This window comes from Rhodococcus sp. G6(2025), from assembly GCF_058628105.1.
The window spans coordinates 4,040,467-4,055,398 of sequence record NZ_CP179750.1 but is presented as its reverse complement, the minus strand read 5'-3'; the positions used below and the strand labels follow the sequence as shown (position 1 = coordinate 4,055,398).

The 14,932-nt window shown below is 69.2% G+C and carries 13 protein-coding genes; 4 read left to right on the top strand and 9 right to left on the bottom strand.

What is annotated here, in order from left to right:
* Positions 1-4: 4 nt before the first annotated feature.
* The 3 genes from ACLIVD_RS18720 to ACLIVD_RS18710 all read right to left on the bottom strand — a co-directional run bounded on the left by ACLIVD_RS18720 (position 5) and on the right by ACLIVD_RS18710 (position 3,119).
* Positions 5-1,390 (bottom strand): WS/DGAT/MGAT family O-acyltransferase, encoded by a 1,386-nt coding sequence (locus ACLIVD_RS18720; RefSeq protein ID WP_280783182.1) that lies wholly within the window; start codon positions 1,388-1,390, stop codon positions 5-7.
* 119 nt (positions 1,391-1,509) lie between these two features.
* Positions 1,510-2,676, bottom strand: a complete 1,167-nt coding sequence (locus ACLIVD_RS18715; protein WP_491930412.1) for an AI-2E family transporter — start codon at positions 2,674-2,676, stop codon at positions 1,510-1,512.
* Positions 2,673-3,119 carry a DUF6292 family protein gene (locus ACLIVD_RS18710; RefSeq protein ID WP_283332446.1) on the bottom strand — a complete coding sequence of 149 codons (447 nt, stop codon included), beginning with the start codon at positions 3,117-3,119 and terminating at the stop codon, positions 2,673-2,675. The genes ACLIVD_RS18715 and ACLIVD_RS18710 overlap by 4 nt, the downstream gene beginning before the upstream one ends.
* 121 nt (positions 3,120-3,240) lie before the next feature.
* Here ACLIVD_RS18710 and ACLIVD_RS18705 point away from each other — a divergent pair, with 121 nt between their 5' ends.
* Together ACLIVD_RS18705 and ACLIVD_RS18700 are read left to right on the top strand one after the other, a co-directional pair.
* Positions 3,241-3,951 (top strand): enoyl-CoA hydratase/isomerase family protein, encoded by a 711-nt coding sequence (locus ACLIVD_RS18705; protein ID WP_491930411.1) that lies wholly within the window; start codon positions 3,241-3,243, stop codon positions 3,949-3,951.
* A 107-nt stretch (positions 3,952-4,058) separates the two neighbouring features.
* Positions 4,059-4,484 (top strand): cupredoxin domain-containing protein, encoded by a 426-nt coding sequence (locus tag ACLIVD_RS18700; RefSeq protein ID WP_280783186.1) that lies wholly within the window; start codon positions 4,059-4,061, stop codon positions 4,482-4,484.
* 5 nt (positions 4,485-4,489) lie between these two features.
* On the opposite strand, the gene ACLIVD_RS18695 is transcribed toward ACLIVD_RS18700, so the two are convergent.
* The 3 genes from ACLIVD_RS18695 to ACLIVD_RS18685 are packed head-to-tail and all read right to left on the bottom strand — an operon-like array spanning position 4,490 to position 7,027.
* Positions 4,490-4,942 (bottom strand): nitroreductase/quinone reductase family protein, encoded by a 453-nt coding sequence (locus tag ACLIVD_RS18695; RefSeq protein WP_283352813.1) that lies wholly within the window; start codon positions 4,940-4,942, stop codon positions 4,490-4,492.
* Positions 4,943-4,950: 8 nt separating this feature from the next.
* Positions 4,951-5,853, bottom strand: a complete 903-nt coding sequence (locus ACLIVD_RS18690) for a DUF8686 domain-containing protein (RefSeq protein WP_491930410.1) — start codon at positions 5,851-5,853, stop codon at positions 4,951-4,953.
* A gap of 13 nt (positions 5,854-5,866) precedes the next feature.
* Positions 5,867-7,027, bottom strand: coding sequence for a zinc-binding dehydrogenase (locus ACLIVD_RS18685; protein ID WP_491930409.1), 1,161 nt, complete (start codon positions 7,025-7,027; stop codon positions 5,867-5,869).
* Positions 7,028-7,150: 123 nt separating this feature from the next.
* Here ACLIVD_RS18685 and ACLIVD_RS18680 point away from each other — a divergent pair, with 123 nt between their 5' ends.
* A complete protein-coding gene (locus ACLIVD_RS18680) occupies positions 7,151-7,687 on the top strand; it encodes a carboxymuconolactone decarboxylase family protein (RefSeq protein WP_491930408.1) in 537 nt (178 codons plus the stop codon).
* Positions 7,688-7,728: 41 nt separating this feature from the next.
* Here the strand turns inward: ACLIVD_RS18680 and ACLIVD_RS18675 are convergent, their stop codons facing one another.
* Positions 7,729-8,154, bottom strand: coding sequence for a hypothetical protein (locus tag ACLIVD_RS18675; RefSeq protein ID WP_418341822.1), 426 nt, complete (start codon positions 8,152-8,154; stop codon positions 7,729-7,731).
* Positions 8,155-8,411: 257 nt separating this feature from the next.
* Here ACLIVD_RS18675 and ACLIVD_RS18670 point away from each other — a divergent pair, with 257 nt between their 5' ends.
* Positions 8,412-9,089, top strand: a complete 678-nt coding sequence (locus tag ACLIVD_RS18670; protein WP_491930407.1) for a response regulator transcription factor — start codon at positions 8,412-8,414, stop codon at positions 9,087-9,089.
* On the opposite strand, the gene ACLIVD_RS18665 is transcribed toward ACLIVD_RS18670, so the two are convergent.
* Together ACLIVD_RS18665 and ACLIVD_RS18660 are read right to left on the bottom strand one after the other, a co-directional pair.
* Positions 9,062-10,465 carry a sensor histidine kinase gene (locus ACLIVD_RS18665; RefSeq protein ID WP_491932896.1) on the bottom strand — a complete coding sequence of 468 codons (1,404 nt, stop codon included), beginning with the start codon at positions 10,463-10,465 and terminating at the stop codon, positions 9,062-9,064. The two genes, ACLIVD_RS18670 and ACLIVD_RS18665, sit on opposite strands and share 28 nt — an antisense overlap.
* A 14-nt stretch (positions 10,466-10,479) precedes the next feature.
* Positions 10,480-14,901, bottom strand: coding sequence for an amino acid adenylation domain-containing protein (locus ACLIVD_RS18660; protein ID WP_491930406.1), 4,422 nt, complete (start codon positions 14,899-14,901; stop codon positions 10,480-10,482).
* Positions 14,902-14,932 lie beyond the last annotated feature (31 nt).

Genomic DNA, 14,932 nt, shown 5'->3' with positions numbered 1-14,932 from the left:
AGGGTCAGGTGCCGGACGCGGCGACCGCGTGCTCGAGATCGCTGAGCGACGTCTCCAGGTGCGTGATGATCCGCTGCAGGTGCGGGACGGCGTTTCTATCGCCCACCACGCCGACGTCGAGCTGACCGGACCGGCTGGTGAGGGTGATGCTGAGCGCCTGACCCCCGAGGACCGTCGGCGCCGGATACACCGCGTCGAGGCGGGCCCCGTTCCAGTATCGCGGCCTCGACGGGCCCGGCATGTACGAGATCATCACGTTGAACGGTGGGGGAGTCTCGTCGACGAACCGGCGGACCGGCTCGAGCAGGATCGGGCTGATCGCCAGCGCACTCATCAGCTGGAACTGGGTGTGGCTCAGCGCACCGAAGACCCGGTTGGTGTGCTCGACCGACTCGCTGATGCGGGCGAGGCGTGCCGCCGGATCAGCTTCGTCGGTGGCCAGGCCGACGACCATCGCGCCGACGCCGTGATCGCGGCCGCGCGGTCCGATCATCGTGCCGCCGAGGTCGAGGGGCACCGGCAGCATCGCCGTCAACGGTGCGTCCGGCAGCGCGTACTGCTCGAGGAGATACCGGCGCAAAGCCCCCGAACACATCGCGAGCACCACCGCGTTGATCGTGGTGCGGGCCGCGGTGGCCACCGACACCAGGCGCCGGATCGGCCACGATCGTGCCGCCAGTTTCCGGGCCCGGCCGACCGGAACGTTGAGCATCGTGGGCGGTGACTGCAGGGGAAGGGTCAGATGCTGCTCGCGGACGCCGTCGTAGGCGACCTTCGCGAGCGCGGGCAGCACCCCGACGATGCTGGTGGCGGCCCGCACCCCGGCCCGGACCACGGCCACCGGCAACACGGATTCGCGCCGCGGCACACCGGCGACCCCGGGAGTCCACGGTGCGGGGCAGTCGCGGGCGTCGGGGTCGGTCGACAGCGCGTGATGGAGAAGTCGCAGCCCGGCCGGTCCGTCCATCAACGACAGGTGAATCTTCGAGAACACGGCCGTCCGTCCGTCGGCGAGCCCCTCGATGACGTGCATCTCCCACATCGGGTGCTGCGGATCGAGCGGCATGCCGTGCATCTGGGACACCAGCGACAGCAGGTCCTCCATCCGGCCCCGGCCCGGGACCGCCGTGTGCCGCACGTGGTAGCCGAGATCGATACGCTCGTCGAACGACCACCAGGGGTAACTGGCCCCGCGGAGCGGGCGTACGGCGCGCCGGCGGAACGTGTCCGACGCGCCCTCGTGCGAAATCAGCGCCTCGAACATGGCCCGGGCATGATCGGGCCCCGACTCGCGCGGCGGTTCGAACAGTTCGAGCGCACCCACGTGCATGGGATGCGACGGCGTCTCGAACAGCACGAACATCGCCTCGGTGGGACTCATCACCGACATCCAGCGCCTCTTTCTCATGCTCGGGACACGGCCCGAGCATGCCCCGGCCCATCCCACGTCTCCAGGGTAAGCAGAACACGGAAACTTCTTCCGCAAGGCCGTTTTCGTGCCCCGCCTGCTCAGCCGCGGTCGAGCTGCGGAAACACCGTCTCGCGGGCGAGGAGCAGAACGGCGGCGGCGACGGGTATCGCGAGCAGCGCCCCGACGATCCCTAGCAGTGCGCCACCGATGAGGACGGCGACGACGGTGACCATCGGGGGCACCTTGACGGTGCGGCCGATGATGCGGGGAACGAGAAGATAGTCCTCGAATAGGCGGAGGGCGATGAAGAAGACGATGGTGGCCAATGACACCGGCAGGGAGACGGTGAGGGCGACCAGTGCCACCACCACGCCGGCGAGGGTGGAGCCGACCACCGGAATCAGATCCAGCACGGCGACCAGAACGGCCAGCAGCAACGGGTAGGGGACGTCGAAGGCGACCAGCCACACGAACGTGAGGACGGCGGTGATCAACGAGATCAGGAGATTCCCGAGCACGTATCCGCCGACCTTCACGAAGATTTCGTCGCCGATCAGGATCGTGCGGGGTCGCCGTGAGTTCGGGGCCAGGCGGTAGATCGACGATCGGATGTGTGCGAAGTCGGCCAGGAAGTAGGCGGTGAGCACGACCACGATCACGGTGCCGCTGATGGCACTGAACACGAACTTGCCCGCACCCACGAGCCCGCCGACCACCGTCGGCGCGTTGCTCGCATCGAGTGCCCGGCGCAGTTCGTCCTGCAGGTGGAACCGGGTGCTGAGTTCCTCCAATACCGGGTAGCGCTGCTCGAGGTGTCCCAGGTAGTCCGGGGCGTTGTGCACGAGTGCGCCACCCTGCGTCACCATGGGCGGGATCGCGGCGGCCAGGAACCCGGCCAGCACGGCGAAGGCCAGGACGAAAACCGTTGCGACCGCAGCCCATCGGGGAAAACCGTGCCGCACCAACCAGGACACCGCGGGTTCGAGGCCGATCGCGAGGAATGCGGCGACGGCGATGAGGACCAGCACCCCGCGGGCCGCGAGAACGACCTCGATCAGGGCGTATGTGACGGCGACACCGGCGGCCCCGGCCATTCCGATGAAGAACGGGGAGCGGCGATCGAACCGCGGTCCGGGCTTCCCGAGCGGATGCGTCGCCGTGCTGATACGCGCCGCGCCCTCCTCCGCGGCGACGATCGGCTGCTCCTGCGCGGGGGAATGCGGTTGGGCCACGCTGTCGTCGTGACCCCCGGCGCCTTTGGTCACGGCCGTCTGACGACTCTGTCCCGCCGTCCACTGCCAGCGGTGTCCCGGCCGATGCGGGGACACCGATCCGCGGCGGTCGTGCCAGGTCTCGTGGTCGGCACCCCCGCCGATGCGGGTGCCGAGCGGCAGTAGTCGTCGATCAACTCCACCGCACGATCCGCGCAGACGGCGGGCGACGGCATCCGCCCGATGCCGAGGCCGTCGATCACGATGACACTGCGGCGACCCAGTCCTTCGACGCCGAGTGACCAGCCGAACGTGCGGTTCCACGCGAGCACCGCGTTGCGTCCGGGCAGATAGTGCAACCGGAGCGGCAGAACGAGGACGGCTTCGATGCCGTCGCTGTCCCACCAGTCGATGGAGTCGGCGTGAACGGTTCTGGCCACCGTGTGGATGTAGTCCCGAACGGTGCGGGTGTCGGCAATGCCTGTTCCGCTCTTCATCGTCCACCGCCTCAGCTGCTAGACGATCGACATACCCGGCCCCGCGACAGTTGAAACTTCACCCACCGAGGTGTGTGTGCTCGAGCGGCGCGACCCGCCCGACTCCGGGTAGCCTCGCCGCATGCCTTACGTGGAGCGCTCGGGAGATGTGTTCGTCCTGTACTTCGGCGAGGAGGGGGAACCGGACAGCGAGAACGCCTTCCACCCGGATTGGATCGACAGCATCGACGGCCTCCTCGACCAGATCGAGCAGCACGACGGCCCCGCCGCCCTGGTGACGACAGGACTCGGAAAGTTCTACTCCACCGGTCTCGACACCGCCTGGGTCGTCGCCAACACCGACAAGCTGAACTCCTACATCGACCGGGTGCAGACCCTGTTTGCCCGGATCCTCACCTTCCCCCTGCCGACCGTGGCCGCGCTGACCGGGCACACCTTCGGCGGCGGCGCCATCCTCGCCGCCGCCCACGATCACCGGGTGATGCGTGAGGACCGCGGCTACTTCTGTCTGCCGGGCATCACCATCGGGGCGAGTTACGCGCCGGGCAGCATCGCGCTGCTCGCGGCCCGCCTGCCCGCGCGGGCCGTGCACACCGCCCTGGTGACCGGCCGTCGGTACGGCGGCGTCGCGGCGAGCGAACTCGGGTTCGTCGACGAGGTCGCCCCCGAGCAGCAGGTGCTCACCAGGGCCGTCGAACACGCGCAGGGGCTCGTCGCGACCCGCGGACGCACACTCGGTGAGATCAAGTCCTCCCTCTACGCGGACGCCGTCGCCTCGCTCCGCACCCCGGTGGCGAACCTCGAATCGCAGGAGGCGCTGAACGGCGGCTGACGGGTCGCCGGGCGCGCCGAGGGGTGCCTGCCGCGAAAACGGGTACTACTCCCGCGAGGAGCGGGGCGTCGGGCATCCGTTCTCACCGTCATCCGGAGGCGACCACCATGAAACGCGTTCTGACACTTTTCCTGTCGATTCTGCTGGCCGTCTTCGTGCTCGCCGCGTGCGGAAGCGACGGTGACGACTCGTCCGGTTCGGCGGAAACGGCGCACGGCGGGGACCATCCCATGTCCGGCATGCCGTCGATGTCCATGTCGATGCCTGCGGGGGCGGGTCAAGCGGGCGGGCAGGAGATCCTGATCTCCGATTTCAAATACACCCTGCCCGGCACGTTCGCGCCGGGAGAAGAGGTCACCGTCCGCAACGACGACACCGCCGAACACACCGTGACGGCGGACACCGGCGACCTGTTCGACGTGGAGGTCGAACCGGGTGCGACCGCGACGTTCACCGTCCCCGGTCAGCCGGGCACCTTCGCGTTCCACTGCACGTATCACCCGAACATGGTGGGCACGCTCGAGGTTCGGTGACCCCGTCAGTCGAGCGGCTCGATGCGGAACACCTCGCACCGGTCCGCGGCGGCCGCGAACGCCTCCGGGGAGGAGTTCGCGACCGTCCCGGCCTTGAGGAACATGGTGACCCCGTGCGGCACCCGGATCGGAAACTCGCGGAGGATCCGGGCCCGCTCCGACACCGGCAGGGCGACCAGCCGGACGCGCTCGCGGCGACGCCCCCGGGTCAGCTCACCACGCCCGGCGGCCCGCGCGTTCTTCGCCCAGTCCGATTCGGCGTATCCCGCGACGACGTAGCGCCGGCCGTCCACCTCGTACGGTGACACGGGCGTCGACCGGAGCACGCCCGTCTTCCGGCCGGGGACGGTCAGCGCCGGCATCGGCATCGGAACGCCCAAGCGATGCAGGCCCACGATCACCTTGTTCACGTGGGCGAGATACCAGGGCGGCAGCACTCTTCCGGTCCGGCGCACCATGTCCTCGACTATTCCGAACCCGGTGCTGTCGTGGCAACCACCTCGTGCTGTGCCGGCGCCTCGCTGTCTCGCCACCAGCAGAACACGAACAGCGCCAGCGACGCGACGAGTGTGGAGACCACCCACACCGTGAGGGCGATGTCGACCCACGACCCGATCGGCGGGCTTCCCGGCAGGATTCCGCGCAGTGGCACGACTGCGAACAGCATCGCGGCCATCCAGCCCAGCATGTCCGTGTTGACGGCGCGCTTGCGGCGGAACGTCTGCAGCGCGACGAAGGCGGCGAGGCCCGCGAGGATCGTCATCATCAGCAGTAGGATTCCGGCGTAGATCAGGTTCCCGCCCGTGCGCGCGGACATCAGCGCGGCACCGGTGCCGTTCCGGGACAGGTCCGTGTCGACCGCAACCTCCTCGGCGCGTGCTTTCCACCCGTCGACCCGGCCTTCCAGCAGCAGGGCCGTGGGCACCAGTTCACGGTCGGCGCCGAGGCCCTGGTACGCCTCCACCACCATCGGATTCACCTCGAACCGGTCGAACGGCCAGTAGGCCGCGTTGCCGGTGGCGATGAACTCGGTGTCGAAGGTCGTGGCCGAGGCGCCCGCCCGGAAGACGATTTCCTCGTGGCTGGTGCTCGGGATGAGCAGCAGCGTGATGTCCCGGTTCAGTGTGTCGCCGTTGGCGTGGAGGAAATTCTCACCGACGGTGATCGTCACCTCGGCCTGCACCCGGTCGGTCGTCGGCTGCAGCGACTTCGCCGTCACGAGGACCACGACCTCGTCGCTACCGATCTCGAACGGTCCGTCGTCGTCGCCGGTGCGGCTGCTCAACCCGTACACGGTGAGCGACGCGGCGTAGATCAGCGCGAGGAGAAGCGCCGGGACGGCCCACTGGAGCCGGGGGTGGGATGTCATGGGCGTCGGCGAATCACAGCGCGGCGGTGGTGTTCTCGGGGTCGATCAGGATCTTCGCGTGCACCTCGGGGCTGCCGAGCGCGGTGAACGCGGATTCGACACCGGCCAACCCGATGGTGCCGGTGATCAGCGGCGTCGGGTCGACCTTTCCGTCGGCGAGCATGTGGAGTGTGTCGCGGAATTCGCGGGGGTCGTAGGCGATGGCGAAGCGCAGGTCGATTTCCTTGTTGATCGCCAGAGCGGACCGGAAGGTGTCGGTCTCCATGCAGACCCCGACCACGACGACACGTGACCGCAGCGGCGCGCCGGCCAGTATGCCGTCGATGACTCCGGGCATGCCGACGCACTCGAAGACGACCGGCCCGGACGGTGTCGCGCCCACCGCGTCGGCGAGGGCGAAGGCATGCCACCACGGCAGCTTCGGGATTCGACGCAGCTTCTCCATGGTGTCCAGTCCGAGGGCGAGTACCTCCGTGATGGACGTCGTCTCCCTGCGTCGCGGATAGGACGTCCAGGGTGACGCCGCGGCAGGGTCGACGACGACGTCGGCACCGCATTGCCGGGCGAGCTCCCGCCGACGGGTAGAGAAGTCGGCGGCCACCACGGTGCGGACACCGGACGCCTTCAGCATGCTGATCACGGCGAGACCGATCGGGCCGCATCCGATGACGATCGCGGTCCGGCGCTTGCCGACATCACCCTTCCGCACCGCGTGCCACGCCACCGCCATCGGCTCGGTCAGCGCGGCCGTCTCCGTCGACAGCCCGTTGGGCACCGGCAGGGTCATCGACTCCTGCACCACCACCTGTTCTGCGTAGCCGCCCGGCGCCGAGACCGACAGCCCGGTCAGGTGAATGTCCGACCCGGTGCGCACGATGGGCAACGCGACCACCGCGGTACCCACCGGCCACCTCTTCCGGCAGCCGGGCCCGTAGCCGGCGACGGTGCCGCTGAACTCGTGCCCGAGCACGACTCGCTGGTGGGAGCGCATGAAGTCGCGGTAGCCGGTCTCGGCCGCCAGTTCCGCCATCTCGTCGGCGTGCACGCGGGCGTGCAGGTCCGAGCCGCAGATCCCGCACCGGGACACATCGATCAGCACCTGACCCCTCACGGGGATCGGAGGCGGGATGTCATCCACCTCCAGGCGAGCCTCGGTGCAGATGACAGCCTTCATGCCGACTCCTCGGGGTGCGGTGGGCCTCCGTTCCGAACGTAGAACACTCCCGTCGCCGAGACACCACGATTGCCGAATGGCTTCAGGGTTGTCCCGCCCCGGCGATGGGTGTAGACCGACAGCATGAGCGTCCTCGGTCAGATGGACTCGTTACGTCGTGTCTTTCCCACCGCCCGCCGCAACCGGGCAGACCTGTTGCGCTGGTTGCGGCGCCGACCGCAGCTACTCGCCGCCGTCGGGGTTTACGAGTTCGCGCTCGCGACGAGCGCCAGGCTCGACCCCCGCCTCAAGGCGCTCGGCGAGATCAAGGCGGCCGCACTGACCAACTGCGAGTACTGCCTCGACATCGGATCGGCGTTCAGCCGCGCGCTCGGAGTGAGTGACGCGCAGTTGCGCGCCCTCCCGAAGTTTCGTGAGAGCAGCGAATTCGACGACACCGAGAAGCTGGTGCTGGAATTCGCCGAGGCCATCACCCGCACACCCGCCCACGTCGGCGAGGACCTGCGGCGCTCACTGCTCGCCGAGTTCTCCGAGGCGCAGCTGACCGAACTCGCCGCGGCCATCGCCTGGGAGAACCACCGGGGACGGCTCAATCAGGCGCTCGGTGTGCGGCCCTCGGGGTTCTCCGACAGCGACTTCTGCGTCGTGCCCGAGCAGTAGCCGACGGAGTCTCCGAACTCGGTCCGATCGACGTCAGACAGTCAGCGGCAGCGGGAACGGGACAACCCGCCGAGCACGAAACCCAACCCGATGCCGAGCATCCACACGTCCTTGGCGACGGCGATGCCGTTCTCGTTCGGCCAGATGCTGCCGGGGTTACGCAGCGCGGGCGTCCTCGCGTACATGGCCACGAGGCCGCCGGAGAACCCGGTGAGCGCCGCCCCGGCCACGGCGGAGGGCACGAACGGTGTGAGCAGTGCTGCGCCAGTGCCTATCTCGGCGACCGACAGCAACTTGATGAATCGTTCCGGCGGGATCCCGTTCAGGAACGGGAACGCCCCCGCCGCCATCCCGTGAATACTCTGGGCGGTCTGCTCGTCCGCCGACCATTTCTGCATCCCTGTATGGAGGATGAAACCCCCGGTCGCGATGCGCGCGGGAAGGTCGCCGAGTGTGGTCAGTCGCATAGTGGTCTCCTGTCGTCCGGGTCGAACCAGAGAAACTGTTCCCTCCTCAGCCTCCCACTCGGCCGACGACCGGGAGCGGTTTCGACGGAGCAACGGCGCCGAGCGGACGGTGGACACACGAAGCCCGGCGGTGGCGGCGGAGGTGTGGGGCATTCGGCCAGTGTCGTCACGGCCCGCTGTGGGAACGCTGAGAGCGCGTGGCCCACCCCGCGGCGGTCTGTTGTACTGAAAGTCGCGGGGCACAGGGAGGAGAGGCGGTGCGAGTTCTTCTGGTCGAGGACGAACGGCGTCTCGCTGAGACGGTGCGCCGTGGACTGACGGCCGAGGGGTTCGTCGTCGAGGTCGAGCACGACGGCCTGTCGGGTTTCGAGGCGGCGCTCAGCGGCGACTTCGACGTGGTCGTCCTCGACATCATGCTGCCCCGGAAACACGGGTACGACATCGTGCGGGACCTGCGGCGTCGTGAAGTGTGGACTCCGGTGCTGATGTTGTCGGCCAAGGACGGCGAATACGACCTGGCGGACGCGTTCGACCTCGGCGCCGACGACTATCTGATCAAACCGTTCTCGTTCGTGGTGCTGGTGGCCCGGCTGCGGGCGCTGATCCGCCGCGGCGCACCGCGGCGTCCCCCCGTCCTGACGGTGAACGGACTGGAACTGGATCCCGCCCGGCATCGGGTCACTCGGGACGGCATCGCGCTCGCGCTGACGCCTCGCGAATACAGCGTCCTGGAGTTCTTGATGCGGAATGCCGGGTCCGCGGTCACCAAGCAGGAGATTCTGCAGTCGGTGTGGGACACCCACTACGAGGGCGACGACAACATCGTCGAGGTGTACATCGGTTATCTGCGACGCAAGGTGGATACCCCGTTCGGCAGAAACAGCATCGATACCGTTCGCGGGGTCGGCTACCGGCTGAAGTCCGGTGACGACTGACAGGTACCGTCCACGGGGAGGGTGATCACGAATCGCGCCCCGCCCGTGTCGCTGTCGGTGACGTCGATCGTGCCACCGTGTGTCGCGACGATCTCGGCGACGATCGCCAGGCCCAGCCCCGCACCCCCCGAGTCGCGGGTGCGGGGGGTGTCGAGGCGGACGAACCGTTCGAATATCCGCTGCCGGTCCAGCAAAGCAATCCCCGGCCCGTCGTCGGCGACCTCGAGGACCGCTCCGTCGGACGAGGTCCGGCAGATCAGGCGGATCTCACGCCGGGCGTGACGCCGCGCGTTGTCGACGAGATTGCGGACGACCCGCGCCAGTTGCTGCGGGTCGCCGACCACGCGGACCGGCGCGATCGCCGCCCGCACCACCAACTCCGGCGACATGTCCCGCACGCGGGCACTCTCGGCGTACATCAGGTCGTCGATATCCACATCCACCGACGTGTGGGTGAGCCCGTTCTCGTCGGCCCGGGCGAGGAGCAGCAGGTCCGCGAGGAGATGGTTCATGCGGCGCGCCTCGGGCAGCAACGACTCGTCGACCAGCGACGTGTCGACCAGTTCGGGGCGGGTGTGCGCCAACTCCAGGGCGGCGGTGATGGTGGCCAGCGGGCTGCGCAGTTCGTGCGATGCGTCGGAGACGAATCGTTGCTGTGCGCGGTGACCGGACTCGAGCCGGCCGAGCATGCTGTTCATCGTTTCGGCGAGCCGGGCGATCTCGTCCTGGGTGTCCGGGACCGGGACGCGTTCGTCGAGCCGGTCCGTGGAGATGGCGGCCACCCGCGCCCGGATCCGTTCGACGGGCAGGAGGGCCGCGCCGACGAGTCGATAGCTCGCCACCGCCACCAACGCGACGACGACGGGGCCACCGATCGCCATGAGCAGGGCCACCGTGCCGAGAATGCCCTCGATGGGTTCGCGGTCCGCCCCGACCACGACGGTCGCGGGACCCGACGGCGACTGCGCGCCCTGTTCGACGATCCAGTAGTCGGGTTCGCCGCCGAGGTCGATGTTGCCGAGGTACCGCGAATCGCCGGGCGGCACTGGCTCGAACGTGACAGGGAGGCGGTCGGCGCCGGGTGAGGCCGCCACGACGATGCCGGCCGAGTCGATGACCTGGATGGTGCCGATCTGGCCGTCGGTCGCGAACAAGGAGCTGTCGAGGCCCCCGGGTGCCGCGGTCCGGAGTTCCTCGACGATTTGCCGTGCGCGGGTGTCCGCGGCGTCGCGCGCCGAATGCTCCAGCGTCCGATACAGCACCACGAGCAACGCTCCGCCCGCGAGGACGAGGCAGATCGTGACCACCAGGGCGGCCGCCGCCGCGGACCGGGCGCGCACATTCCACGACCTCGGGTCGAGCAGATTCCGATCCATGGTGTCAGTGTTGCTCATCCACCGTGATCGTCTCCGACGACGGCCAGTAGAGCGTCGACGAAGGACGTCGCGGTGGCCCCGTCGAAGAGGTCGGTGGCGTACACCAGTTCGGCGTCGATCCCGGCCGGCCTGCCGGTGGAGTCGTGGCACTCGGTGAAATGAAAGTGGAGATCGCATTTCGCCACGTCGAGGGGCCGCGGGGTGATGTCGAAACGGAGGCCGGCGACGTCCAGGGTCGCCGGGGTGAAGTTGTTCAGCGACATCGCGACCTGGAAGAACGGGTGCAGCGACGGCGACCGGGGCGGGTCGATCAGGTCGACGAGTCGCTCGAACTGCAGGTCCGCGTGCGCGAAGGCACGCAGTTCGACGTCATGGGTATCTCGGATCACCGCCGCGAGCGTGTCCCCGGGATCGACCCGGGTCCGCAGGACGACGGTGTTGACGAACATCCCGACGACGTCGTCCAATTCCGGGACGTTCCGACCGGCGACCGGGGTGCCGACGGCGATGTCGGTGTCTCCGCTCAACCGGGCGAGCAGGATCGCGACCGCAGATCGCAGCGCGGTGAACACCGTGGCGTGATGTCGGTGCGCAAGCGACGCGAGCGTGACATGTGCCGTCTCGTCGATCCGGAACGTGACGCGTCCCGCGCCGTACGTCCAGTTCTGCGGCCGCTGTCGGTCGAGGGGCAGCCCCACCTCGCCGGGGAGTCCCGAGAGTTCCTGGGTCCAGAACGCGAGTTGCCGCGACGCGACGCTTCCCGGATCATCCTCGGTGCCCAGCATGTCGCGACGCCACACACTGTACTGCGGGTAGGTCACCCGGGGCGGCTCCCAGCCCGGGGGCGCGCCCGCGGTCCGGCTCGCATACGCGGAGACGAGATCGCGTGCGACCAGCGCCAGCGACCATCCGTCCGCGGCGATGTGGTGGAGGACGCACGCGAGGAGGTGATCGCGTGCGTCCAATGCGAAGAGCCGTGCGCGCAAGGGGGGTTCGGTCCGCACGTCGAACGGCGCCCCCAGCACCCGATCCACCCGGTTGCCGACGTCGTCGGGTCCGGCGGGGATCGGCGCCAGATCCGGTAGGGCATCGTCGACGGACAGCAGACGCTGATACGGCCCCGACGCCGAGTCAGGGAAGACGGTGCGTAACGCACCGTGGCGCGCCACGACGTCCGCCACAGCGCAGCGCAGCGCGTCGACGTCCACCGCCCCCGCCACCCGCACCGTGAACGGAATGCTGTACAGCGGCGGGGTGGTGGCCGTGCGGTCGATGAACTGCTGCGACGGCGACAGCGGCACCCGGTCGGGCACGGCGGTGGCGGCGATACCCGGAGCGCGCACCGTGCCGGATCCGGAAGCGTCCCTGTCGTCGATCCGCTCCGCGAGCGCCGACACGGTCGGGGTCTCGAACAGCTCACGCACACCGAGCGTCGCGTCGAGTTCTGCGTTCAATGTCGCGACCACCCTCGTGGCGGACAAGGAGTCTCCGCCGAGGTCGAAGAACGAATCGCCCGCCGCGACGGCGGGGACACCGAGCAGTCGGCCGAACACGTCGGCGACCGTGCGCTCGGTCACCGTGTCCGGTTCGCGTCGAGGGGTGGTGGTCGTGCGGAAGGCGGGGGCGGGGAGTGCGCCGCGGTCCAGCTTCTTCGTCGGTGTCAGGGGAACCGCGTCCAGCACGGTGATCGATGCGGGAACCATGTAGTCCGGCAGGAACCGTGCGAGGTCGCGTCTCGCCGACTCGGGCGTGGTCTGCGACTCGCGCCGCACCACGATGTAGGAGACCAGGACCGGGTCTCCGGCCGGGTTGCGGTACACGACCGTGGTGGCGAAGTCGATGTCCGGGTTCCTGCGCAGCGCGGCGTCGATTTCGCCGAGCTCGATGCGGAATCCGCGGACCTTCACCTGATCGTCGGCGCGTTCGAGGAATTCGAGGGTGGTCGCGTTCGTCCACCGGACCCGGTCACCGGTGCGGAACATGCGGGATCCCGGCTTGCCGGCCGGGTCCGCGACGAATCGTGTGGCGGTCAGTGCCGGTTGCCGGTGGTATCCGCGGGCGAGTGCCGGCGTCCCGAGGTACAGCTCGCCGACGGCCCCCGGCGGGAGGGGGCGCAGCAGCGGATCGCAGACCGTCGCCCGCACGCCCCGCATCAGGGACCCGATCGTCACCCGGCTGCCCGGGTCGAGGGGGTCGGTGAGGGTGACGCTGCACGTGGTTTCGGTGGGCCCGTAGGCATTCCGCATCGTCCGGCCGACCGCCCACCGATCAGCGAGGTCCTGCGGGCACACCTCGCCTCCGACGAGGACCAGCTCCAGGGAGTCGAGCCCGTCGGGTGCCACGGTCGCCAGCGCGGACGGCGTCGACAGCAGATGGGTGATGCGTTCGGCGCGCAGCAGTTCTCGCAGTTCCGCCCCGCCGTACACGTCGGTCGGTGCGATCACCAGGGTGGCGCCGCCGATGCACGCCGCGAGCACCTCGACCAGTGCGGTGTCGAAGCTGGGCGATGCGAAATGCAGGACCCGCGAATGTGCTGTGACCGCGTACTTGTCCCGAATCTCCTGCACGAGGTTGGCGAGACCGTCGTGCGTGACGACGACCCCTTTCGGGACCCCGGTGGAGCCGGAGGTGTAGATCACGTAGGCGGGGTGCTCGATGCGCACAGGGCTACCGCGTTCCGCGGTCAGCGGATTCTCGTCGCCGTCGTCGAGGCTCAGCCAGCGGATGGTGCCGGGCAGGCTATCGCGCGCCGAGCGGACGGTGAGACCCAGCGCCGCGCCGGAGTCGCCGAGGGTGTAGGCGATCCGGTCGGTGGGGTGGGTCGGATCGACGGGCACGTACGCCGCGCCGCTCCTGACTACTGCCCACAACGCCAGCACCGATTCGTACGACCGCGGAATCGACACCGCCACCAGGTCCTCGGGTTCGACGCCGTGCCCGGTCAGCACCCGCGCCCACCGGTCGGCGGCCTCGTCGAGTTCGCGGTAGGTCACCACCCGCGCTCGGTCCCGGACCGCGACGGCGTCGGGGCGGGTAACGACGGTCGCCGCGAGAATCCGATCCAGCGTCACAGGTTCCGAATCCGGCAGTCCGGAGGCCGGAGTGAACGCCTCCCGTTCGGCGTCGTGGAACACGTCGAGGTCGGCGACCAGGCGGTCCGTGCCGGTGGCGGCATGGAAGCGCGCGAGGAACACGGTGAATCGTCGATGGTGCCCGGTGACCTCGTCCTCGTCGTACAGCGCCGGATTCGCCTCGATGTCGATGCGCGGAACCGAGCCGGGTGGTCCCGGATAGATGTTGACGGCCAGGTCGGCCGTGGGACCGGTCGTCAGCACCTGCACGCGTCCGCTGACCGGACCGAGAGTGATCTCCTGCTTGAACAGCATCACGTTGAGGACCGGACCGAAGTGGGTGAGACCCGTTCCGGCAGAGGCGGTGTCCTTGCCGATGTCCTCGCGGCGGTACCGCTGATGGCGGAGCGCCCCCGTCAAGGCCGTTCGGGCCGCCCGCACCGCCTCCCGCACCGTGCCGGTGCCGACACCGCGCAGGGGGAGGGGAAGGACGTTCGACACGGAACCACCGGCGCCGCGCAGCCGCGCAGATGTCCTGGCGGACACCGGAAGTGACAGGACCACGTCGTCGGCGCCGGTCATGCGGGCGAGATACGCGGCGAACGCCGCCACCACCACCACGGTCGGGCTGTGCGCGTTCCCGTCGTCGGTGGGACGCAAGAGGTCGCTGCTGCGGTCCGCGCTGCCCCGTGCCACCAGCACCGAGGCGCCGGGATTCGGGGTACGTCGTCCGCTGAGGCCGACCATCGGGGGCAGGTCGCGGACCTGCGCCCGCCAGTAGGCGCGGTCGCGTTCGAAGCGGGGCGAAGACCGGTAGTCCGCGTCGTCCGCCGCGATCCGCCCAGGATCGACCGTCCGGAACTCCGGAGGCCGGTCGCCGTCGATTCCCGCCACGTACAGTTCGGCGGTGCGGCGCATCAACATCATCGCCGCATAACCGTCCATCGCGACGTGGTGGGCACGCGAGTACCAGTAGGTGCGCTCGGCGCCCACCTGCAGAATCGTCGATAGGACGAGTGATTCGCCGTACATGTCGACGGGGGAGGTGCAGTCCTTCCGCATCCACCGTTCGGCCGCGTCGACCGGATCGGGTTCGTCCCGCAGGTCGACCACCGGCACCGGCTCCGACGTTCCGGTGCCGAAAACCTGGTGGGGCCGGCCGTCCACCTCCCGCACGGTGAACGATCCCAGTTCGTGGACGGCTCGTGCGGACGCGTCCGTCAGTAGGTCCAGGCGTACCGGACCACGCAGGTCCACGTACTGGGCGATCACGTAGGGAATCTCGGGGGTGAGCTGCTGTGCGAACCAAATGGCGTGCTGCGCCTCGGTCAGCGGGACGACCCGCCCGGGTAATCGCACCCGCATCAATGCCTCCTCACAACGACCGAGCCCAGGG

Bases quoted from the DNA above. Each gene is read 5' to 3' on its own strand.
- ACLIVD_RS18660 (WP_491930406.1), bottom strand. From the start codon at position 14,901: ATGCGGGTGCGATTACCCGGGCGGGTCGTCCCGCTGACCGAGGCGCAG.
- ACLIVD_RS18700 (WP_280783186.1), top strand. From the start codon at position 4,059: ATGAAACGCGTTCTGACACTTTTCCTGTCGATTCTGCTGGCCGTCTTC.
- ACLIVD_RS18690 (WP_491930410.1), bottom strand. From the start codon at position 5,853: ATGACATCCCACCCCCGGCTCCAGTGGGCCGTCCCGGCGCTTCTCCTC.
- ACLIVD_RS18680 (WP_491930408.1), top strand. From the start codon at position 7,151: ATGAGCGTCCTCGGTCAGATGGACTCGTTACGTCGTGTCTTTCCCACC.
- ACLIVD_RS18675 (WP_418341822.1), bottom strand. From the start codon at position 8,154: ATGCGACTGACCACACTCGGCGACCTTCCCGCGCGCATCGCGACCGGG.
- ACLIVD_RS18705 (WP_491930411.1), top strand. From the start codon at position 3,241: ATGCCTTACGTGGAGCGCTCGGGAGATGTGTTCGTCCTGTACTTCGGC.
- ACLIVD_RS18665 (WP_491932896.1), bottom strand. From the start codon at position 10,465: ATGGATCGGAATCTGCTCGACCCGAGGTCGTGGAATGTGCGCGCCCGG.
- ACLIVD_RS18685 (WP_491930409.1), bottom strand. From the start codon at position 7,027: ATGAAGGCTGTCATCTGCACCGAGGCTCGCCTGGAGGTGGATGACATC.
- ACLIVD_RS18695 (WP_283352813.1), bottom strand. From the start codon at position 4,942: ATGGTGCGCCGGACCGGAAGAGTGCTGCCGCCCTGGTATCTCGCCCAC.
- ACLIVD_RS18720 (WP_280783182.1), bottom strand. From the start codon at position 1,390: ATGTCGGTGATGAGTCCCACCGAGGCGATGTTCGTGCTGTTCGAGACG.
- ACLIVD_RS18710 (WP_283332446.1), bottom strand. From the start codon at position 3,119: ATGAAGAGCGGAACAGGCATTGCCGACACCCGCACCGTTCGGGACTAC.